Origin of the sequence: Flavihumibacter solisilvae (genome assembly GCF_000814475.1) — a bacterium.
Taxonomy (GTDB): domain Bacteria; phylum Bacteroidota; class Bacteroidia; order Chitinophagales; family Chitinophagaceae; genus Flavihumibacter; species Flavihumibacter solisilvae.
Map to the genome: position 1 here is coordinate 33526 of NZ_JSVC01000019.1, position 15358 is coordinate 48883.

Sequence of the window (15358 nt, forward strand, 5' to 3'; positions counted from 1 at the left end):
TCAGTCCAGAATCTTCGCATATACATACAGACTGATGCGCTTACCATTTTTCACTTCTGTATCACGAAGAAGTCCCTCTTCGCTGAAGCCACATTTCTGCAATAGCTTCCTGCTGGCTTCGTTTCCAGTTTCAACCCAGGCTTCTATGCGATGAACCTTCCATCGCCCGGAAATGTACGTAAGCATCGTTTCCAGGCATTCCTGCATAATGCCCCTGCCCTGGTATGCGGGGAGCAACCAGTATCCGATCTCAATTTTTTCATGGTGCGGAATGAAATTATTGCAACCGCAGGCACCGCATGGCTTGCCTGTGGATACATCAATGATCTTCCACCAGGAACCGGTTTCGCATATTTCCAGTACGTTATAAAACTCAAGCTGTGCAGCTGCCGCTTCGAAACTGTCATAGCTGACACCATAAAAACGGATCACATCAGGATGGCTGAGCCCTTTGAATACGAAGTGCTGGTCAGCAGCGGAAAAAGGTTCCATGCGATATGACCTCGTTTCAAGTATCGGCGGTTTCATCCGGTAAATTAAAAAAATCCGGCACTTGTCGGGTGCCGGATTTTTATTAGCTCTTTTCTGATTTAATCAGGTCTATAAATTCATCAAACAGGTACCTGCTGTCGTGCGGACCAGGAGTGCTTTCCGGGTGATATTGTACTGAAAAAGCTGGTTTTCCCTTGATCCTGATACCTTCAATGGAATTATCGTTGAGATTCACATGGGTAATTTCGATATGGTCGGCTTTCCTGACTGCTTCCGGATCCACACCGAATCCATGATTCTGGGTAGTAATCTCGCACTTGCCTGTAACAAGGTTCTTTACCGGATGATTCAGTCCACGGTGCCCATGGTGCATCTTAAAGGTCGGGATATCATGCGCCAGTGCCAGAAGCTGATGTCCAAGACAAATTCCGAATGTCGGTTTATTTTCTGCTACAACTTCCTTTATCGTGCGGATAGCATAATCCATCGCGGCAGGATCGCCCGGTCCGTTGGAAATGAAATATCCATCGGCTTTGAACGATTTGAGTTCATCCATGCTGACTTTGGCAGGGTGTACACGAACATATGCTCCGCGGTCGACCATACATTGCAGGATATTTTTCTTAACTCCATAGTCTATCACCGCAATCCGGATTTCACTTGAAGGGTCACCCATTTCATACGGCTCATCAGTACTCACCTTGCTCGCAAGTTCCAGTCCGTCCATGGAAGGCACTTCCTTCAGCATCGCCTTGAGTTTTTCCACATCCGAGATCTCCGAAGAAATGATACAGTTCATTGCCCCGTCTGTACGTACCTTAGCAGTGAGCGCACGGGTATCTACTCCTTCAATTGCCACGATATTATGAAGCTTCAGGTATTCATCCAGGGAGCCTTTCGCCATCCTGCGGCTGAACAGTTCTTCCAGGTTCCGGGCGATTACACCGCGAACCTTTACAGAAGATGACTCTATATCTTCATCCTTTACGCCATAGTTACCGATATGCACACTGTTCATAATGACTACCTGACCATAATAGCTGGGATCGGTAAATACTTCCTGGTAACCTGTCATTCCTGTATTGAAACAGAGCTCACCTGTGGTGGTGCCGATTGTTCCAAAGGCTTTACCATAGTGAACTGAACCATCCCCGAGTACGAGGATAGCTTGCTGTTGTGGTGTATTGGGCATTTCTGTTGGAAAATTTTGCAAATATCACGAAAAAAAAAGCAGAATGGAAAACCATTCTGCTTTTATTAAGAAATCAATCATTCATCCTTATTCAGCTGATTTTTCTTCAGTTGACTCAGCGGGTGCAGCTGCAGGTGCTTCAGCAGAAGCAGCTTTCTTACCACCACGACGGGTTCTCTTGGCAGGTTCAGCTTTTGCAGCGGCTGTCTTACCGTAAACCTCGTTGAAGTCAACCAGTTCGATCAGTGCCTGTTCAGCGTTATCACCCACACGGGTACCGAGCTTAATGATACGGGTGTAACCACCAGGACGGCCGCCTATTTTTTCCGCAACAGGTCCAAACAGTTCAACGACAGCTTCTTTGTTCTGAAGGTAGCTGAATACTACCCGGCGGTTGTGGGTATCATTAACTTTAGCCTTTGTGATAAGGGGTTCGAGGAACACACGCAGTGCTTTGGCCTTAGCCAGGGTAGTTACAATACGTTTGTGCTCGATCAGGCTGATGGACAGGTTTGCCAGCAGCGCTTCGCGGTGGGCTTTTTTACGGCCCAGGTTGTTGATTTTGTCTCCGTGACGCATGACTTGTTGTTTTTTACCGGCTGCACCGTGTCAGGAATTGCAGCCTACGATTAAAAGTGAATTAGTCTTCTTTATCGATTCCGAGCTTAGCGAGGTCCATGCCGAAGCTGAGGCCACGCTCATGAAGCACCTGCTCGATTTCAGCCAGTGATTTCTGACCGAAGTTGCGGAATTTCATCAGGTCTTCCTGCTCATATTGCACCAGTTCGCTCAGACTGTTGATCTTAGCAGCTTTGAGGCAGTTAAAGGCACGAACGGAAAGATCGAGATCTTCCAGCGGAGTCTTCAGCACTTTACGCAGCTGAAGCGTCTGCTCATCAACGAGATCCTCTTTCTTCTCTTCCTTGTTATCAAAAGTGATGTTCTCATCAGTGATGATCATCAGGTGCTGGATAAGGATGCGGGAAGCCTGCTTAACAGCTTCTTCGGGATGAATAGTTCCGTCGGTAGCAACGTCCATGATCAGCTTTTCAAAGTCAGTACGCTGTTCCACACGGGTATTCTCAATGCTGTATTTTACATTCTTGATCGGAGTGTAAATAGAATCGATGGGAATAAAGCCCAGAGGAGCGTCTTTTACCTTATTTTCTTCTGCAGGAACATAACCACGACCCTTACCAATTGTCAGCTCAATTTCAAGCTTAGCAGAAGGATCCATTGTGCAGATCAGTTGCTCGGGGTTCATGACCTGGAAGCTGGATGTACCTTCCTGGATCATTCCGGCAGTGAACTCGCTCTTCCCTTTGATGTGAAGAACGATCTTCTCGTTGGAAACTTCGGCTTCGATTCCCTTTTTAAAACGAACCTGCTTCAGGTTCAGGATGATATCAGTAAGATCTTCTGTAACACCCTTGATTGTTGCAAACTCATGTTCAGCCCCTTCAATTCTGATACCCACGATAGCATATCCTTCCAGTGAGCTCAGCAGCACCCGGCGAAGGGCATTACCGATGGTCACACCGTAACCAGGCTCCAGAGGACGGAATTCGAATTGTGCTTCAAAATCATTTGCTTTCTGCAATACGATTTTGTCGGGTTTCTGAAAGTTTAAAATGGCCATTTGTATGTTCGATTTACGTTTTTTGGATGATGGTTAATTGATTATCCCCTATTACTTAGAGTAAAGTTCAACGATCAGTTGTTCCTTAATGTTCTCCGGAACACTTTCTCTCTCGGGATAAGCAATAAAAGTACCTGTCATCTCTGTTTCATTGAAGTCAACCCAATTGTACTTGATGTTCTTACCACGCACCTGGCTGGTTAGACCGGACTTTTCAGTTGAAGCAGGTTTGAAGGTAACAATATCTCCTGGCTTAAGCTGGAAAGAAGGAACGTTCACTACTTCACCGTTTACCATAATGTGCTTATGGCTAACCAGCTGGCGGGCAGCAGGACGTGAAGGTGCGATCCCCATACGGAATACAGTGTTGTCGAGACGTGCTTCCAGCAGTTTGATCAGGTTTTCACCTGTAACACCCTTGCGGCGTGCAGCTTCTTCGAATGTCCTGCGGAACTGGCGCTCGAGTACGCCATATGTGTACTTGGCTTTTTGTTTTTCGCGCAGCTGGAGAGCGTACTCACCCAGGCTCTTACGCTTACGTGCAGCACCATGCTGACCGGGAGGGTTGCTGTTCTTGTTCAGCCATTTACCATTTCCCAGGATGGGCTCACCGAAGATTCTAGAAATTTTGGTCTTTGGACCAGTGTAACGTGCCATATCAACTTGATTTTTTAGTTACGGTGGGCAATCAGTAAAAATCTTAAAATCAATTGCACACCCATGTTAAAAATAGAAATCCAAAACCCAAAGCCTTGCTGGCCTTGGGTTTTGGTATATCAAAAAAGATTAAACGCGGCGTTTTTTCGGAGGACGGCAACCATTGTGCGGCAATGGTGTAACGTCTTTGATCATCACCACTTCGATTCCGTTCTGGGCGAGACCGCGAATTGCGCTTTCCCTTCCTGAACCAGGACCTTTAACGTAAACGTCCACACGCTTCAGGCCTGCGTCAAGTGCAGTTTTTGCTGCATCTGCAGAAGCCATCTGGGCTGCATACGGAGTGTTTTTCTTCGATCCTTTAAATCCCATCTTACCTGCAGATGACCAGGAGATCACCTGACCGTTCTTGTTGGTAAGGCTGATGATGATGTTGTTGAATGTAGCAGAGATATGGGCATCACCATATGCGTCTACCTTCACGATTCTCTTCTTGGCAGCGGCTTTGGCTCCACCGGCCTTAGCGCTTTGTTGTTGTTTTGCCATTACAAATTTTGAGGTAATCTTTAAAAATGTTCCTGTTACAACCCGTAACAGGCCGCACCACTCCCTCCCCCTCCTAAGCAGGATCCGGCAGCGGCACTATGTCTTACTTCTTAGGAGCCTTCTTCTTACCAGCAACTGTCTTACGTTTACCTTTACGGGTACGGCTGTTCGTTTTGGTACGCTGACCACGAAGCGGCAACCCTTTACGGTGACGGAGACCACGGTAGCAGGCGATATCAAGCAGACGCTTGATGCTCATCTGTACCTCAGAACGAAGCTGACCTTCCACCTTGAACTCATCGTTAATGGTGTTACGGATAGCTGCCAGTTCATCGTCGTTCCATTCATGAACTTTCTTCTCAAAACTGATGTTTGATTTGCTCAGAATGTACTGGGCGGTTGAACGGCCAATACCGAAGATATAGGTCAGACCTATTTCGCCTCTTTTGTTTTTTGGTAAGTCTACACCGGCAATACGAGCCATAATGTGATTCTATTTTCGATTTTACAAATGACTAATTCAGGGTCAGGCCTGAGGATTAACCTTGCCTTTGCTTGTAACGCGGATTCTTTTTGTTGATCACGTACAATTTGCCCTTTCTTCTCACGATCTTACAATCAGCGCTCCGCTTCTTGATGGATGCACGAACTTTCATGATGCTATTTTATTTATATCTGAAAATAATCCTACCCCTTGTTAAATCATACGGACTCATCTCCACCCCTACCTTATCACCAGGCAGGATCCTGATATAGTGCATTCTCATTTTTCCTGAAATTGTGGCCAGTATTTCGTGGTCATTCTGGAGTTTAACTTTGAACATCGCGTTCGAAAGTGCCTCTACAATAATTCCATCCTGTTTAATGAGTGCTTGTTTTGCCATACAGATTTTGGGAGCGCAAAGATAGTATTAAATAGTTCAAATAAGAAAAAAATTGCCAATTTTCAACAAATGTCGTTGAAAATCCGGTTTTTCTGCTAGTTTCCTGGGAACCGGCTCCCGCCCGGGAAGGTCTATTTTCAATTCCTCCCCAGCTCCACCTTGGTCATTTGGTAATAATGATTCTGTAGCTGGTGTACATGGATCGGCTGTTTGATATGCCGCCTGTCTTCCCTGTACCAAATCTCGAAATCACTAAATCCACCTTCAGCCGGTAACTGGATCCGGAATGGGCCTTTTTTGTATTTTATCCGTCCGTCACCGTTGGACTCCTTCTCAAAGTTGAACTTAAACAGCTCGTTTTCACTCAGCGGGATCGGCCGCAGGTCCTCCGGCCGAAACCAAAACTCCTGTACTTCAGTCTGCACGCAGACCTCCTTATCCTCATTATTCAGATCATTTACAATGCCTTCCCATAATTCGCCTTCATATTGGGCATACACATAATCCCCCGGTTGTAATTCGTTGAATTTGATCATATGGCAGATTGATTTATTGAACTAATATAAGGAAAATGAGCAATAAGAGAAGTCTGCTTTCACCCATTCACTTTTTCTCATTCCGCCCAGCTCATCGTATATCCCTGGTTCTCGATCTCCAGCGCCTCAACGGTGAGCTGCAGCGGGTGGAAGGTGTCTACCATCACGGCCAGCTCGCCGGTCTCCTTCTTGCCTATGCTCTTTTGCACAGCGCCGGGGTGTGGACCATGGGGGATACCCGCGGGATGCAGGGTGATCATACCACGGGTAACATTCTTCCGGCTCATGAAATCCCCATCAACATAGTAAAGGACCTCATCACTGTCAATATTGCTGTGGTTATATGGGGCCGGGATGGCATCAGGATGATAATCGTAAAGCCGGGGAACAAATGAACAAACCACGAAATTATTGGCTTCAAATGTCTGGTGTACCGGTGGCGGCTGGTGAACCCTTCCGGTTATTGGTTCAAAATCGTGTATACTGAAGGCGTAAGGATAACAGTACCCGTCCCACCCCACAACATCAAAAGGATGGTGTCCATAGTGCAACCCGTACATCCTTCCCTTCTTCTTGGCCCGGATCCGGAAATCCCCGGCTTTGTCGATAGTAACCAGGTTTTTCGGGCCGCGGATATCCCTTTCACAATAAGGACTATGCTCCAGCAGTTGTCCGTATTTGCTCAGGTACTTTTTCGGATAACGGATCGGACTGAATGACTCTACAATGAAAAGCCTGTTGGCTGAACTGTTGAAACTGATCTGGTAAATGGTTCCGCGCGGGATTACCAGGTAATCGCCATAAGCGAATTCCAGGTCACCATACATAGTGTGCAGTATACCGCTGCCCTCATGAATGAAGATCATTTCATCAGCATCGGTATTCTTGAAAAAGTATTCGGTCATACTCTCTTCGGGCGACGCCAGCACGATATGGCAATCATTGTTAACCAGGATGGGTTTTCTGCTTTCCAGGTAATCTTTTACCGGAGGAACACGAAAACCGTCGAAGCTCCTGTGCTGGAGCATCTTTTCTTCAGCGATGCGTGGCATCACATCTTCATGGTGCTCTGCCCTGATAATCTGTGTGGGCGGGTGACAATGATAAAGCAGGGAGTAATCATTTGAAAAACCTTCAGTGGAAAAAAGCTGTTCGGAATACAGCTCGCCATCAGGTTTCCTGAACTGCGTGTGTCGCTTATGCGGAATGGATCCAAGACTTTGGTAGTGGGGCACTGTGAAAAATTAAAATGTGAAAAATTAAAATTCAAAAAGGGCTATGGAGTCTGCCTGTCTCCGGATTCGGCAAGTGTCACAAGGAGGAAGACATATTTCCACGTCCTTTTATCAATGCTCCAGGTAAAATTTCTGTTGAATGGCATGAGCTGATCGTTGCGCTTCCTTGCAAATTACTATTTTGCCACGTTTCCGTTGAAATTATTCAGATTCACACCCGCTGACCGGGTGACGGGACTGACGGCCCCTAGCATACCGCGCTGCCGGAGCTTAACGGGAAACGCATTTAAAAAATGGATTCATATGAAGCGTATCGGACTGATTTCGGATACTCACGCCTACCTTGATGAAAAAATATTCCCGCATTTCAACAATTGTGATGAGATCTGGCATGCGGGCGATTTCGGAAATATTTCGATTGCGAATGAACTGACAGGCCGCACAGGTCTTCCATTAAGAGGCGTATATGGAAATGTAGACGGGCGCGACGTGAGGGCAATATATCCCGAAGAAATTTCCTTTAACTGCGAAGAAGTCCGGGTTTACATGAAACATATTGGTGGTTATCCCGGGCGGTACGCCCCTGGTGTGCGACAGAGAATAACTGAAGAAAAAGCTCAGTTGTTTATATGTGGCCACTCCCATATTCTAAAAGTACAGTATGATCCTTCGCTGCAATGCCTGCACATAAACCCGGGGGCGGCTGGCAGGCAGGGCTGGCACCTTAAACGCACCATCATCCGGTTTGTGATCGATGGCAGGGAAATCCGTGATTGTGAAGTAATTGAACTTGGAGACAGGGCCGGAAAGCCTGGCAATTTCGTAACTTAACACAAACCAACAACTGTATATGACAAGTCAACTGCATCGTCGCGAATGGCTGAAGCAAAGCGCCCTGGCAGCTTTGGGAGTTGGATTCTCCCTCCGGTCTTTGGCTGGTGAAGATCAACTGGCCAGGGAATTTGGAAGTGAACATGGGCTTATAAATCTCGGTTCAAATGAAAATCCGTATGGAATTGCACCTGGTGCGAAACAGGCAATTGCCGACCTGATCAGTTCCGCACATCGGTATCAATATAATATCCCGGGAGTGCAGACTTTTAAAAAAGAACTCGCCGATTACTATGGCGTTACTCCTGAGCACCTGCTGGTCACACCCGGCTCGGGCGAAGCCCTTAATCTCCTGGCGAGACACTACAGCAAAGGGAACCTGGTTACGGCAACCCCTACTTTCGGCATCCTGCCAAACACCGCCAAAAAGATCGGAACAACTGTCAAGGAAATTCCGCTGGATAAAGAAAAGGTACATGATCTCGATCTCATGCTTAAAGCTATAGACAACGAGACATCGCAGGTGTATATTTGCAACCCTGCAAACCCTACCGGTACAATAGTATCACCAGCCGCATTGAAATCATTCTGCCGGGAAGCAAGTAAAAAGGCAATGACCTCAGTAGATGAAGCTTATATTGACTTCCTTGATGCACCGAATAATGAATCCATGATCAGCCTGGTGAAAGAAGGGAACAGGAACATTGTTGTTATCCGGACTTTTTCCAAGATCCATGCAATGGCAGGATTAAGGGTAGGCTTTATAATTGCTCATCCTGAAACCATCCAGTCGCTTTCAGCTAATTATTTCGGTAACAGTAATTTCTGCGTCAGCGCATTGTCTATCGCAGCTGCACAGGCAAGCCTGAAGGATCCGAACCACAGCAAACTGAGCAAACAAAAGAATGAAGCGGCGAGAAATTATACCATCAAAACACTACAGGAACTCGGATATAACCCGGTTCCCTCCTATACAAATTTCATCTATTTTAACCTGAAAGATTACCCGGGGGATTTTGCCAAAGACATGCTTGCAAAAAACATTATCCTGCGCTCGAGCGAACAGCCTGATGGCAAATACTGCAGGGTGAGCGTGGGTACCCTGGATGAAATGAAATCTTTTATCAAGGAAATCAAAAAGTAAAAATTGAAAATAAAAAGGGCACCCGGTGAAAGCATTATGCTTCGCGGGTGCCCTTTATTATGAGTTTATTTCCTTAAATGATCGGCCTGGCGACTGCCTCACGGAATGGCCAGGGAATACTGATCAGGATCAGGATCAGCGCTACAAGGAATAGCGTAAATGCTTTCTTGTGTTGCGCTACGCCCGCTGTTGCGGGCTTGCCTGCAGCGCGGCCAATTGTGATCAGGATAATGGCAATCAGCATTCCTACAAAGTGCTCAACTGCAAAGAACCGGAATGAGGCGTTCTTCATCACTTCGCCAAAGCCCAGTGCCTGGATATTCTTTAGTCCCAAGGGTCCTGCAAACCACTGGTAAAGTCCGATCAGCAACATAGTATGTGACGCGATCATCAGGAACAGGTCAATTTTCCTGTCTCCCGGAGTATATGACGCCCGTGCATTCATGCCTCTGTAATGGCGGACAAGCGCGATTACAAGCAAAATAAGAATCACCCATCGTAAGAAGTTGTGTAAGTGCAATAAGCCTGTGTACATATTGTTGGTTTTGTTGTTTTCGGTTATTCTTCAGCTTTCCATTCACCCACAAAGATATTTGTATCGCGGGTTCCACCATTGTTCCGATTACTGCAGAACACAATCTTTTTTCCATCATAACTGAACATGGCAAAAGCGTCAAAGCCTTTATCGCGGCTTATTTTGGTCATATTGCTGCCATCATCGTTCATTTGGTAGAGATTAAATGGAAAACCGCGTTTGTATTCGTGGTTGGATGCAAATAAGATGCTTTTGTTGTCAGGCATAAATACAGGCGCCCAGTTCGCCTGCCCGAGATTGGTAACCTGCTTAATTCCGGACCCGTCGGCATTGGCTGTAAACACCTCCATGCGGGTGGGTGCAACCAGGTGCTCAGCAAGCAGGTCTTTGTACTCCCTCACTTCTTCTTCTGTCGTCGGCCGGCTGGCACGCCAGATTATCCTTTTACCGTCCCGGCTAAACCAGGCTCCCCCATCGTATCCAACAGTATGGGTTATCCGCTTTTCCTTTCCCGTTTTCAAATCCATGATATACAATTCCAGGTCACCATCCTTGTCACTTGTATAAATCATTTTTTTGCCATCGGGAGAAAGTGTGGCTTCGGCATCATAGCCTTTCGACCGGGTCAACTGTTTTACGATTACCCCGTTGGTATCCGCCATGAAGATGTCGTAAGCCGGATATAACGGCCATATGTACCGGTTGCCGTATTTACTGCGGTCCGGTACGGGTGGACATTCATTCCCTGAGAGGTGTGTCGAAGCATATATGATGTGTTTCCCATCTGGCAGAAAGTAGGGACAGGTAGTTCTCCCCTTGCCGGTGCTCACCATTTTCGGACTGAATTGCTGGTCTTTGTTTTCGGGAATCTTTCCTATAAAGATCTGGTCACAGTTTATTCCCTCTTTGGGATTGGTTTTTTGAAACACCAGGTATTTGCTGTCGTAGCTGAAGTACGCTTCTGCATTATCGCCACCGAATGTGAGCTGGCGCAGGTTGCGGAACGAAGTTTCTTCAGGGTATTGAACGGTATCAGCACTGGCTTTACTGAAGTGACCGGAACCAGGAATGACAGTCGCTGGTTGCTTTTGGTTAGCCATAGTCCCCATCAAAAGGAAACTGCCGATTCCCAATAAGGTTTGAATTGAGTACATATATTACAATGTTCTTATTACTGCGCAAATGTATTGGTATAATATCATTTTTACCGAAAACCATAGATTTGACAAATGAAATCATTAACAGGCCCTGTTCTCTTACTCTTTTTTCTACTGGCGACTGCTTGCAACGGAAGTGATGACGCGTCCGGTGAAAAGGTTTCTGACGCCCGTATCCTGGAACAACAACCCTATGCCGGGCTGACAGACAGTATCGGGTCAGATGATAAGAATGCCGTTTTATATGGCAAACGGGCGGCTTTACTGATCCAGAACGGGGAATACTCTCTTGCGGAACAGGACCTGGAAAAGGCCTGGCAGATCGAACCTTCGGAAGAACTGGCGTCGCTCCACGTAAATACATTATTATTGATGGGCAGGCAGGCTGATGCACTCGCACAATTAAAGTCTTTGACAGAGAAATACCCGGACAATACTACGTTTAAAAGGAGGCTTGCGGAACAGTTGATGCATGGTGGTCAATTTGACCAGGCCCTTGCATCCTACAACAAGATCCTGGCTGAAAATCCGGACGACTTCGAATCCTGGTATGAAAAGGCTTTACTACTTCTTGAGAAAAAAGATACTCTTGCTGCCCTTAAAGATCTTGAGCAATCCTACCGGATACAACCATTACAGATAACCGCGCTGACACTTGCCAATATTTATGCTGAAAGAAAAGATGCACGTGCACTGGAACTCACAAACGCAGTAATCAGCCGCGATTCAGCTGGCGAAATGATCGACCCCGTTTTTATTAAAGGAATTTACTACTCCAATACAGGCAACTACCCGAAAGCATTGGAGCAATTCAACACCTGTATCAAAATGGACTGGAAATTCCAGGAAGCGTATATTGAGAAAGGAATCATATATTTTGAACAAAAGAATATGGATGAAGCGCTTCAGCAATTCAAACTTGCCGCAACTGTCACCAATACTTATCCTGACGCTTATTTCTGGCAGGGACGCTGCTACGAGGAACTGGGAATGAAAAAGGAAGCACTTCAGAATTATGTGCGTGCCTATTCACTGGATAAGAATTTCAAAGAAGCGGTTGAAGGCGCTGAACGGATTAAAAAACAAAACAACTAACCACATGCTCATCGCTCCCTCCCTCCTTGCTTCAAATTTCCTTAACCTGGAAGCTGAATGCCGGATGATCAATGAAAGTGAGGCTGACTGGTTTCACCTGGATGTAATGGATGGCCGATTTGTTCCCAACATCAGCTTCGGCTTGCCGGTCATCCAGTCAATCCGCAAGGCATCGAAGAAAGTATTTGATGTTCACCTGATGATTGAAGAACCCGGAATGTATGCTGAAGCGTTCAAAAAAGCAGGAGCCGATAACCTTACTGTACACCTCGAAGCCTGTCCGCATCTTCACCGGAATATCCAGCAAATAAAACAGCTGGGGATGAAGGCTGGAGTGGCAATTAACCCGCATACACCGGTTCAGTTGCTACAGGATGTGCTTCGTGATATTGACCTTGTCCTGATCATGAGTGTGAATCCAGGTTTTGGCGGCCAGCAATTTATTCCTCATACGCTTGATAAGATCCGGACACTGCGGCAAAAGATCGATCAGTTGTCGCTGCCTGTTTTAATTGAAGTGGATGGCGGTATAGATCTCACGAACGCCCGGGCAATTGCAGAAGCAGGGGCTCATGTACTGGTAGCAGGCAGTTCAATTTTTCATGCAACAGATCCCAAATCTGTAATATCTGCATTGAAACAGGCTGATAAACAACAGCACATCATTTAATTCTGGCTTATGGCCAAAGACCTATTTTCCCGACAGGCAGGTGAATACGCCCGGTTTCGCCCCGGGTACCCGCCGGAATTGTACGAATTCCTGCTTTCGTTCGTGCCAGACCGGGATCATGCCTGGGATGCCGGAACGGGAAATGGGCAGGCAGCCATTGAACTGGCCAGGCATTTCAGGAATGTTACAGCGACGGATCTCAGCAGTGAACAAATAAGCAAGGCCGCAAAGCAGCCGAATATCACCTATTATGCCTGCCCTGCCGACAACACTCCCATTGCACCAGCAAGCGTAGACCTCATTACTGTAGCACAGGCCTACCATTGGTTCCCGTTTGATAGTTTTGCAGAAGAAGTCAGGAGGGTTAGCCGGCCTGGAGCAATTATTGCCGTATGGACTTACCATCTTCCCGTAATTCATGACACCACGCTTAACGACAGGTTGATTGATTTTTATATCAACCGCACAGGCCCTTTCTGGGATTCTGAAAGAAGATATGTCGATGACCGTTATGCCTCAATTCCCTTCCCCTATCGGCGGCTTTCCGACCGGAATTTCAACATGTTTTATGACTGGACACCGGCCCAGATGGCGGGCTACCTGCGAAGCTGGTCAGCAGTTCAGCATATCATGCGGGAAAGTAACATTGACCCTGTTCAACCTTTTTATGAAAGCCTGCTGGACAGGTGGCCTGAAGGCGAACTGAAAAGGATAGGGTTTCCCATAACACTGATCGTGGGAAAAGTAAGCGGGTAACCTATCTTTGCTTCATGACAAAACTCTCTGTCAACATCAACAAGTTTGCGACTATCAGGAACAGTCGCGGCGGAAATAATCCGGACGTAGTAAAAGCTGCTGCAGATGCACAAAGATTTGGTGCCGACGGTGTTACTGTACACCCGAGGCCTGACGAACGGCATATCCGTTATGCTGATGTCAGAGCCATTAAACCGATAATCACTACAGAATTCAATATTGAAGGCAACTGCCGCGAACAAAAGTTTGTGGACCTGGTACTCGAGGTAAAACCGCACCAGGTGACATTGGTTCCGGATGCTGAAGGACAAATCACGTCCGATCACGGTTGGGACACCATCAGGAATAAGGATTATTTAGTTGAAATGATTGCTGTTTTCAAAAAAGCAGGGATCCGGACTTCCATCTTCGTAGATCCGGATCTCAGCATGGTGGAAGGCGCGGCGGAAACCGGGACTGACAGGATTGAATTATACACCGAAGGATATGCCCGCAGGTATACCTCCGGCCGCGAAGAAGCAATAGCTTCCTATGTCCAGGCAGCACAACGGGCACATGAACTGGGACTCGGACTGAATGCAGGCCACGACCTCGACCTGGAGAACCTGCGATATTTTGCACAGCAGATCCCTTTTATTGACGAGGTCTCAATCGGTCATGCGCTTGTTTGCGATGCCTTATACCTGGGTTATGAAAATACCATTCAGCTCTACAAACGCCAGTTGGCGATCTGAGTGCTGAATTTTCCCGGGCAAAGCCATTCATCCATCCTAAGTGGCACCCGTAACAAATGTGTCGGCCTGCGTATTTCTTGTAGTAGATTTCCTTTTAATTAATACATATTGTATGATCAACAGGTTTATTACTGCTACCGTCTTTCTTTGCCTGGGTTTCCAGTTTTCCATGGCCCAGCTGACAACTGTACCCGATGGAGGTAACAAAAGGGCATGGGTCGGCGAACAAATCGGTCTAACGGAAGTGCATATCCGTTATGATCGTCCAGCAGTTAAAGGACGTACAGATGCCATCTGGGGTAAACTCGTACCGTACGGATTCAATGATCCTGGCTTCGGCACGAGTAAAGCGTCTCCCTGGCGGGCAGGAGCCAATGAAAATACCGTCATTAGTTTTTCGACAGATGTAACCATAGAAGGCAAAGCGCTTCAGGCTGGTGAATATGGGTTTCATATTGCGGTGTATGAAGACAAATGCACGCTGATATTTTCAAAAAATCATACAAGCTGGGGAAGCTACTTTTATGATCCATCGGAAGATGCATTAAGAGTTGATGTAAAGCAACAGACCCAAAACGACATAACGGAATTCCTCAAATATGAATTTACTGGTCAAACGGAGAAAAGCGCAGTGATAAACCTGCTGTGGGAAAAGTGGCGCATCCCTTTCAGGATAGAAACAGACCTGGTTAATCTACAACTCGCTTCCTTTCGCCGGGAACTGCGGGGTGAAAAAAGCTTCATACCCGGATGGCAATCGTGGGTACAGGCAGCTCAATATTGCCTGCGACATAATGTGAACCTGGAGGAAGGACTTAAATGGGCTGAAACGGCAGTTACCGGAACGTTTATTGGCGAATCTAATTTCATCACACTCAGCACGAAAGCAGCATTACTGGAAAAGCTCGGTCAAACCGGCGAGGCTGCGAAAGTCATGCAACAGGCGATCCCGCTGGGAAGTGTTGAACAGGTTCACAATTACGGACGTGAATTAATGCAAAAGAACAGGACCAGTGAGGCTGTTGATGTATTCAAAAAAAATTACGAGAAACATCCGGATACATTCATAACAAATGTCGGAATGGCGCGGGCCCTATCAGCTTCAGGTTCAAACAAAAAAGCCCTGCCCTACGCCGAAAAAGCTTTAAACCAGGCGCCTGATGGGAATGCTAAAAAGCAGGTAGAAACAATGATACAGGAACTGAGCAAAAAATAGGATTTGAATCCATCAGGTTGAATAAATAAAAAGCGAATC

At 46.6% G+C, this 15358-nt stretch carries 20 protein-coding genes; 7 read left to right on the forward strand and 13 right to left on the reverse strand.

The features are described 5' to 3' along the window. From OI18_RS16495 to OI18_RS16540, 11 genes are all read right to left on the reverse strand, one after another. Window positions 1-528 (reverse strand): GNAT family N-acetyltransferase, encoded by a 528-nt coding sequence (locus tag OI18_RS16495; protein WP_039141826.1) that lies wholly within the window; start codon window positions 526-528, stop codon window positions 1-3. 46 nt (window positions 529-574) lie between these two features. Further along, entirely contained in the window at window positions 575-1684 is a 1110-nt protein-coding gene (gene carA / locus OI18_RS16500; RefSeq protein ID WP_039141828.1) for a glutamine-hydrolyzing carbamoyl-phosphate synthase small subunit, read from the reverse strand. Between the two features lie 87 nt (window positions 1685-1771). Beyond that, window positions 1772-2263, reverse strand: a complete 492-nt coding sequence (rplQ, locus tag OI18_RS16505) for a 50S ribosomal protein L17 (RefSeq protein WP_039141830.1) — start codon at window positions 2261-2263, stop codon at window positions 1772-1774. Between the two features lie 61 nt (window positions 2264-2324). Next, window positions 2325-3323: a DNA-directed RNA polymerase subunit alpha gene (locus OI18_RS16510; RefSeq protein WP_039141831.1), complete on the reverse strand. Its 999-nt coding sequence runs from the start codon at window positions 3321-3323 to the stop codon at window positions 2325-2327. A 51-nt stretch (window positions 3324-3374) separates the two neighbouring features. Then, complete coding sequence (gene rpsD / locus OI18_RS16515) at window positions 3375-3980, reverse strand: 30S ribosomal protein S4 (protein WP_039141832.1); 606 nt, start codon at window positions 3978-3980, stop codon at window positions 3375-3377. 129 nt (window positions 3981-4109) lie between these two features. Beyond that, entirely contained in the window at window positions 4110-4526 is a 417-nt protein-coding gene (gene rpsK, locus OI18_RS16520) for a 30S ribosomal protein S11 (RefSeq protein WP_052273314.1), read from the reverse strand. 103 nt (window positions 4527-4629) lie between these two features. Continuing rightward, window positions 4630-5010 (reverse strand): 30S ribosomal protein S13, encoded by a 381-nt coding sequence (rpsM, locus tag OI18_RS16525; RefSeq protein WP_039141833.1) that lies wholly within the window; start codon window positions 5008-5010, stop codon window positions 4630-4632. 55 nt (window positions 5011-5065) lie between these two features. Next, a complete protein-coding gene (gene ykgO, locus OI18_RS24285; RefSeq protein WP_046369371.1) occupies window positions 5066-5182 on the reverse strand; it encodes a type B 50S ribosomal protein L36 in 117 nt (38 codons plus the stop codon). A 9-nt stretch (window positions 5183-5191) separates the two neighbouring features. Further along, window positions 5192-5410, reverse strand: coding sequence for a translation initiation factor IF-1 (gene infA, locus OI18_RS16530; protein WP_039128617.1), 219 nt, complete (start codon window positions 5408-5410; stop codon window positions 5192-5194). A gap of 137 nt (window positions 5411-5547) precedes the next feature. Beyond that, window positions 5548-5946: a hypothetical protein gene (locus OI18_RS16535; RefSeq protein ID WP_039141834.1), complete on the reverse strand. Its 399-nt coding sequence runs from the start codon at window positions 5944-5946 to the stop codon at window positions 5548-5550. Window positions 5947-6023: 77 nt separating this feature from the next. Then, window positions 6024-7181 carry a homogentisate 1,2-dioxygenase gene (locus tag OI18_RS16540; protein ID WP_039141835.1) on the reverse strand — a complete coding sequence of 386 codons (1158 nt, stop codon included), beginning with the start codon at window positions 7179-7181 and terminating at the stop codon, window positions 6024-6026. A gap of 303 nt (window positions 7182-7484) precedes the next feature. On the opposite strand from OI18_RS16540, the gene OI18_RS16545 reads away from it, so the two are divergent. Beyond that, a complete protein-coding gene (locus tag OI18_RS16545; RefSeq protein WP_039142214.1) occupies window positions 7485-8012 on the forward strand; it encodes a metallophosphoesterase family protein in 528 nt (175 codons plus the stop codon). Window positions 8013-8031: 19 nt separating this feature from the next. Beyond that, a complete protein-coding gene (locus OI18_RS16550; protein ID WP_039141837.1) occupies window positions 8032-9156 on the forward strand; it encodes a pyridoxal phosphate-dependent aminotransferase in 1125 nt (374 codons plus the stop codon). A 73-nt stretch (window positions 9157-9229) separates the two neighbouring features. On the opposite strand, the gene OI18_RS16555 is transcribed toward OI18_RS16550, so the two are convergent. After that, the gene (locus OI18_RS16555) at window positions 9230-9691 is read right to left on the reverse strand and encodes a hypothetical protein (RefSeq protein ID WP_039141838.1); all 462 of its coding nucleotides are present in this window, start codon (window positions 9689-9691) and stop codon (window positions 9230-9232) included. Between the two features lie 23 nt (window positions 9692-9714). Next, window positions 9715-10845 carry a TolB family protein gene (locus OI18_RS16560; protein ID WP_082038011.1) on the reverse strand — a complete coding sequence of 377 codons (1131 nt, stop codon included), beginning with the start codon at window positions 10843-10845 and terminating at the stop codon, window positions 9715-9717. Between the two features lie 75 nt (window positions 10846-10920). On the opposite strand from OI18_RS16560, the gene OI18_RS16565 reads away from it, so the two are divergent. The 5 genes from OI18_RS16565 (at window position 10921) to OI18_RS16585 (ending at window position 15319) form a co-directional block, all read left to right on the forward strand. Continuing rightward, entirely contained in the window at window positions 10921-11943 is a 1023-nt protein-coding gene (locus tag OI18_RS16565; protein ID WP_039141839.1) for a tetratricopeptide repeat protein, read from the forward strand. A gap of 4 nt (window positions 11944-11947) precedes the next feature. Beyond that, a complete protein-coding gene (rpe, locus tag OI18_RS16570) occupies window positions 11948-12613 on the forward strand; it encodes a ribulose-phosphate 3-epimerase (protein WP_039142219.1) in 666 nt (221 codons plus the stop codon). Window positions 12614-12622: 9 nt separating this feature from the next. Then, a complete protein-coding gene (locus tag OI18_RS16575; protein WP_039141840.1) occupies window positions 12623-13369 on the forward strand; it encodes a class I SAM-dependent methyltransferase in 747 nt (248 codons plus the stop codon). A gap of 14 nt (window positions 13370-13383) precedes the next feature. Beyond that, window positions 13384-14103 (forward strand): pyridoxine 5'-phosphate synthase, encoded by a 720-nt coding sequence (locus tag OI18_RS16580; RefSeq protein ID WP_039141841.1) that lies wholly within the window; start codon window positions 13384-13386, stop codon window positions 14101-14103. 112 nt (window positions 14104-14215) lie between these two features. Continuing rightward, complete coding sequence (locus tag OI18_RS16585) at window positions 14216-15319, forward strand: DUF2911 domain-containing protein (RefSeq protein WP_039141842.1); 1104 nt, start codon at window positions 14216-14218, stop codon at window positions 15317-15319. Window positions 15320-15358: the final 39 nt, after the last annotated feature.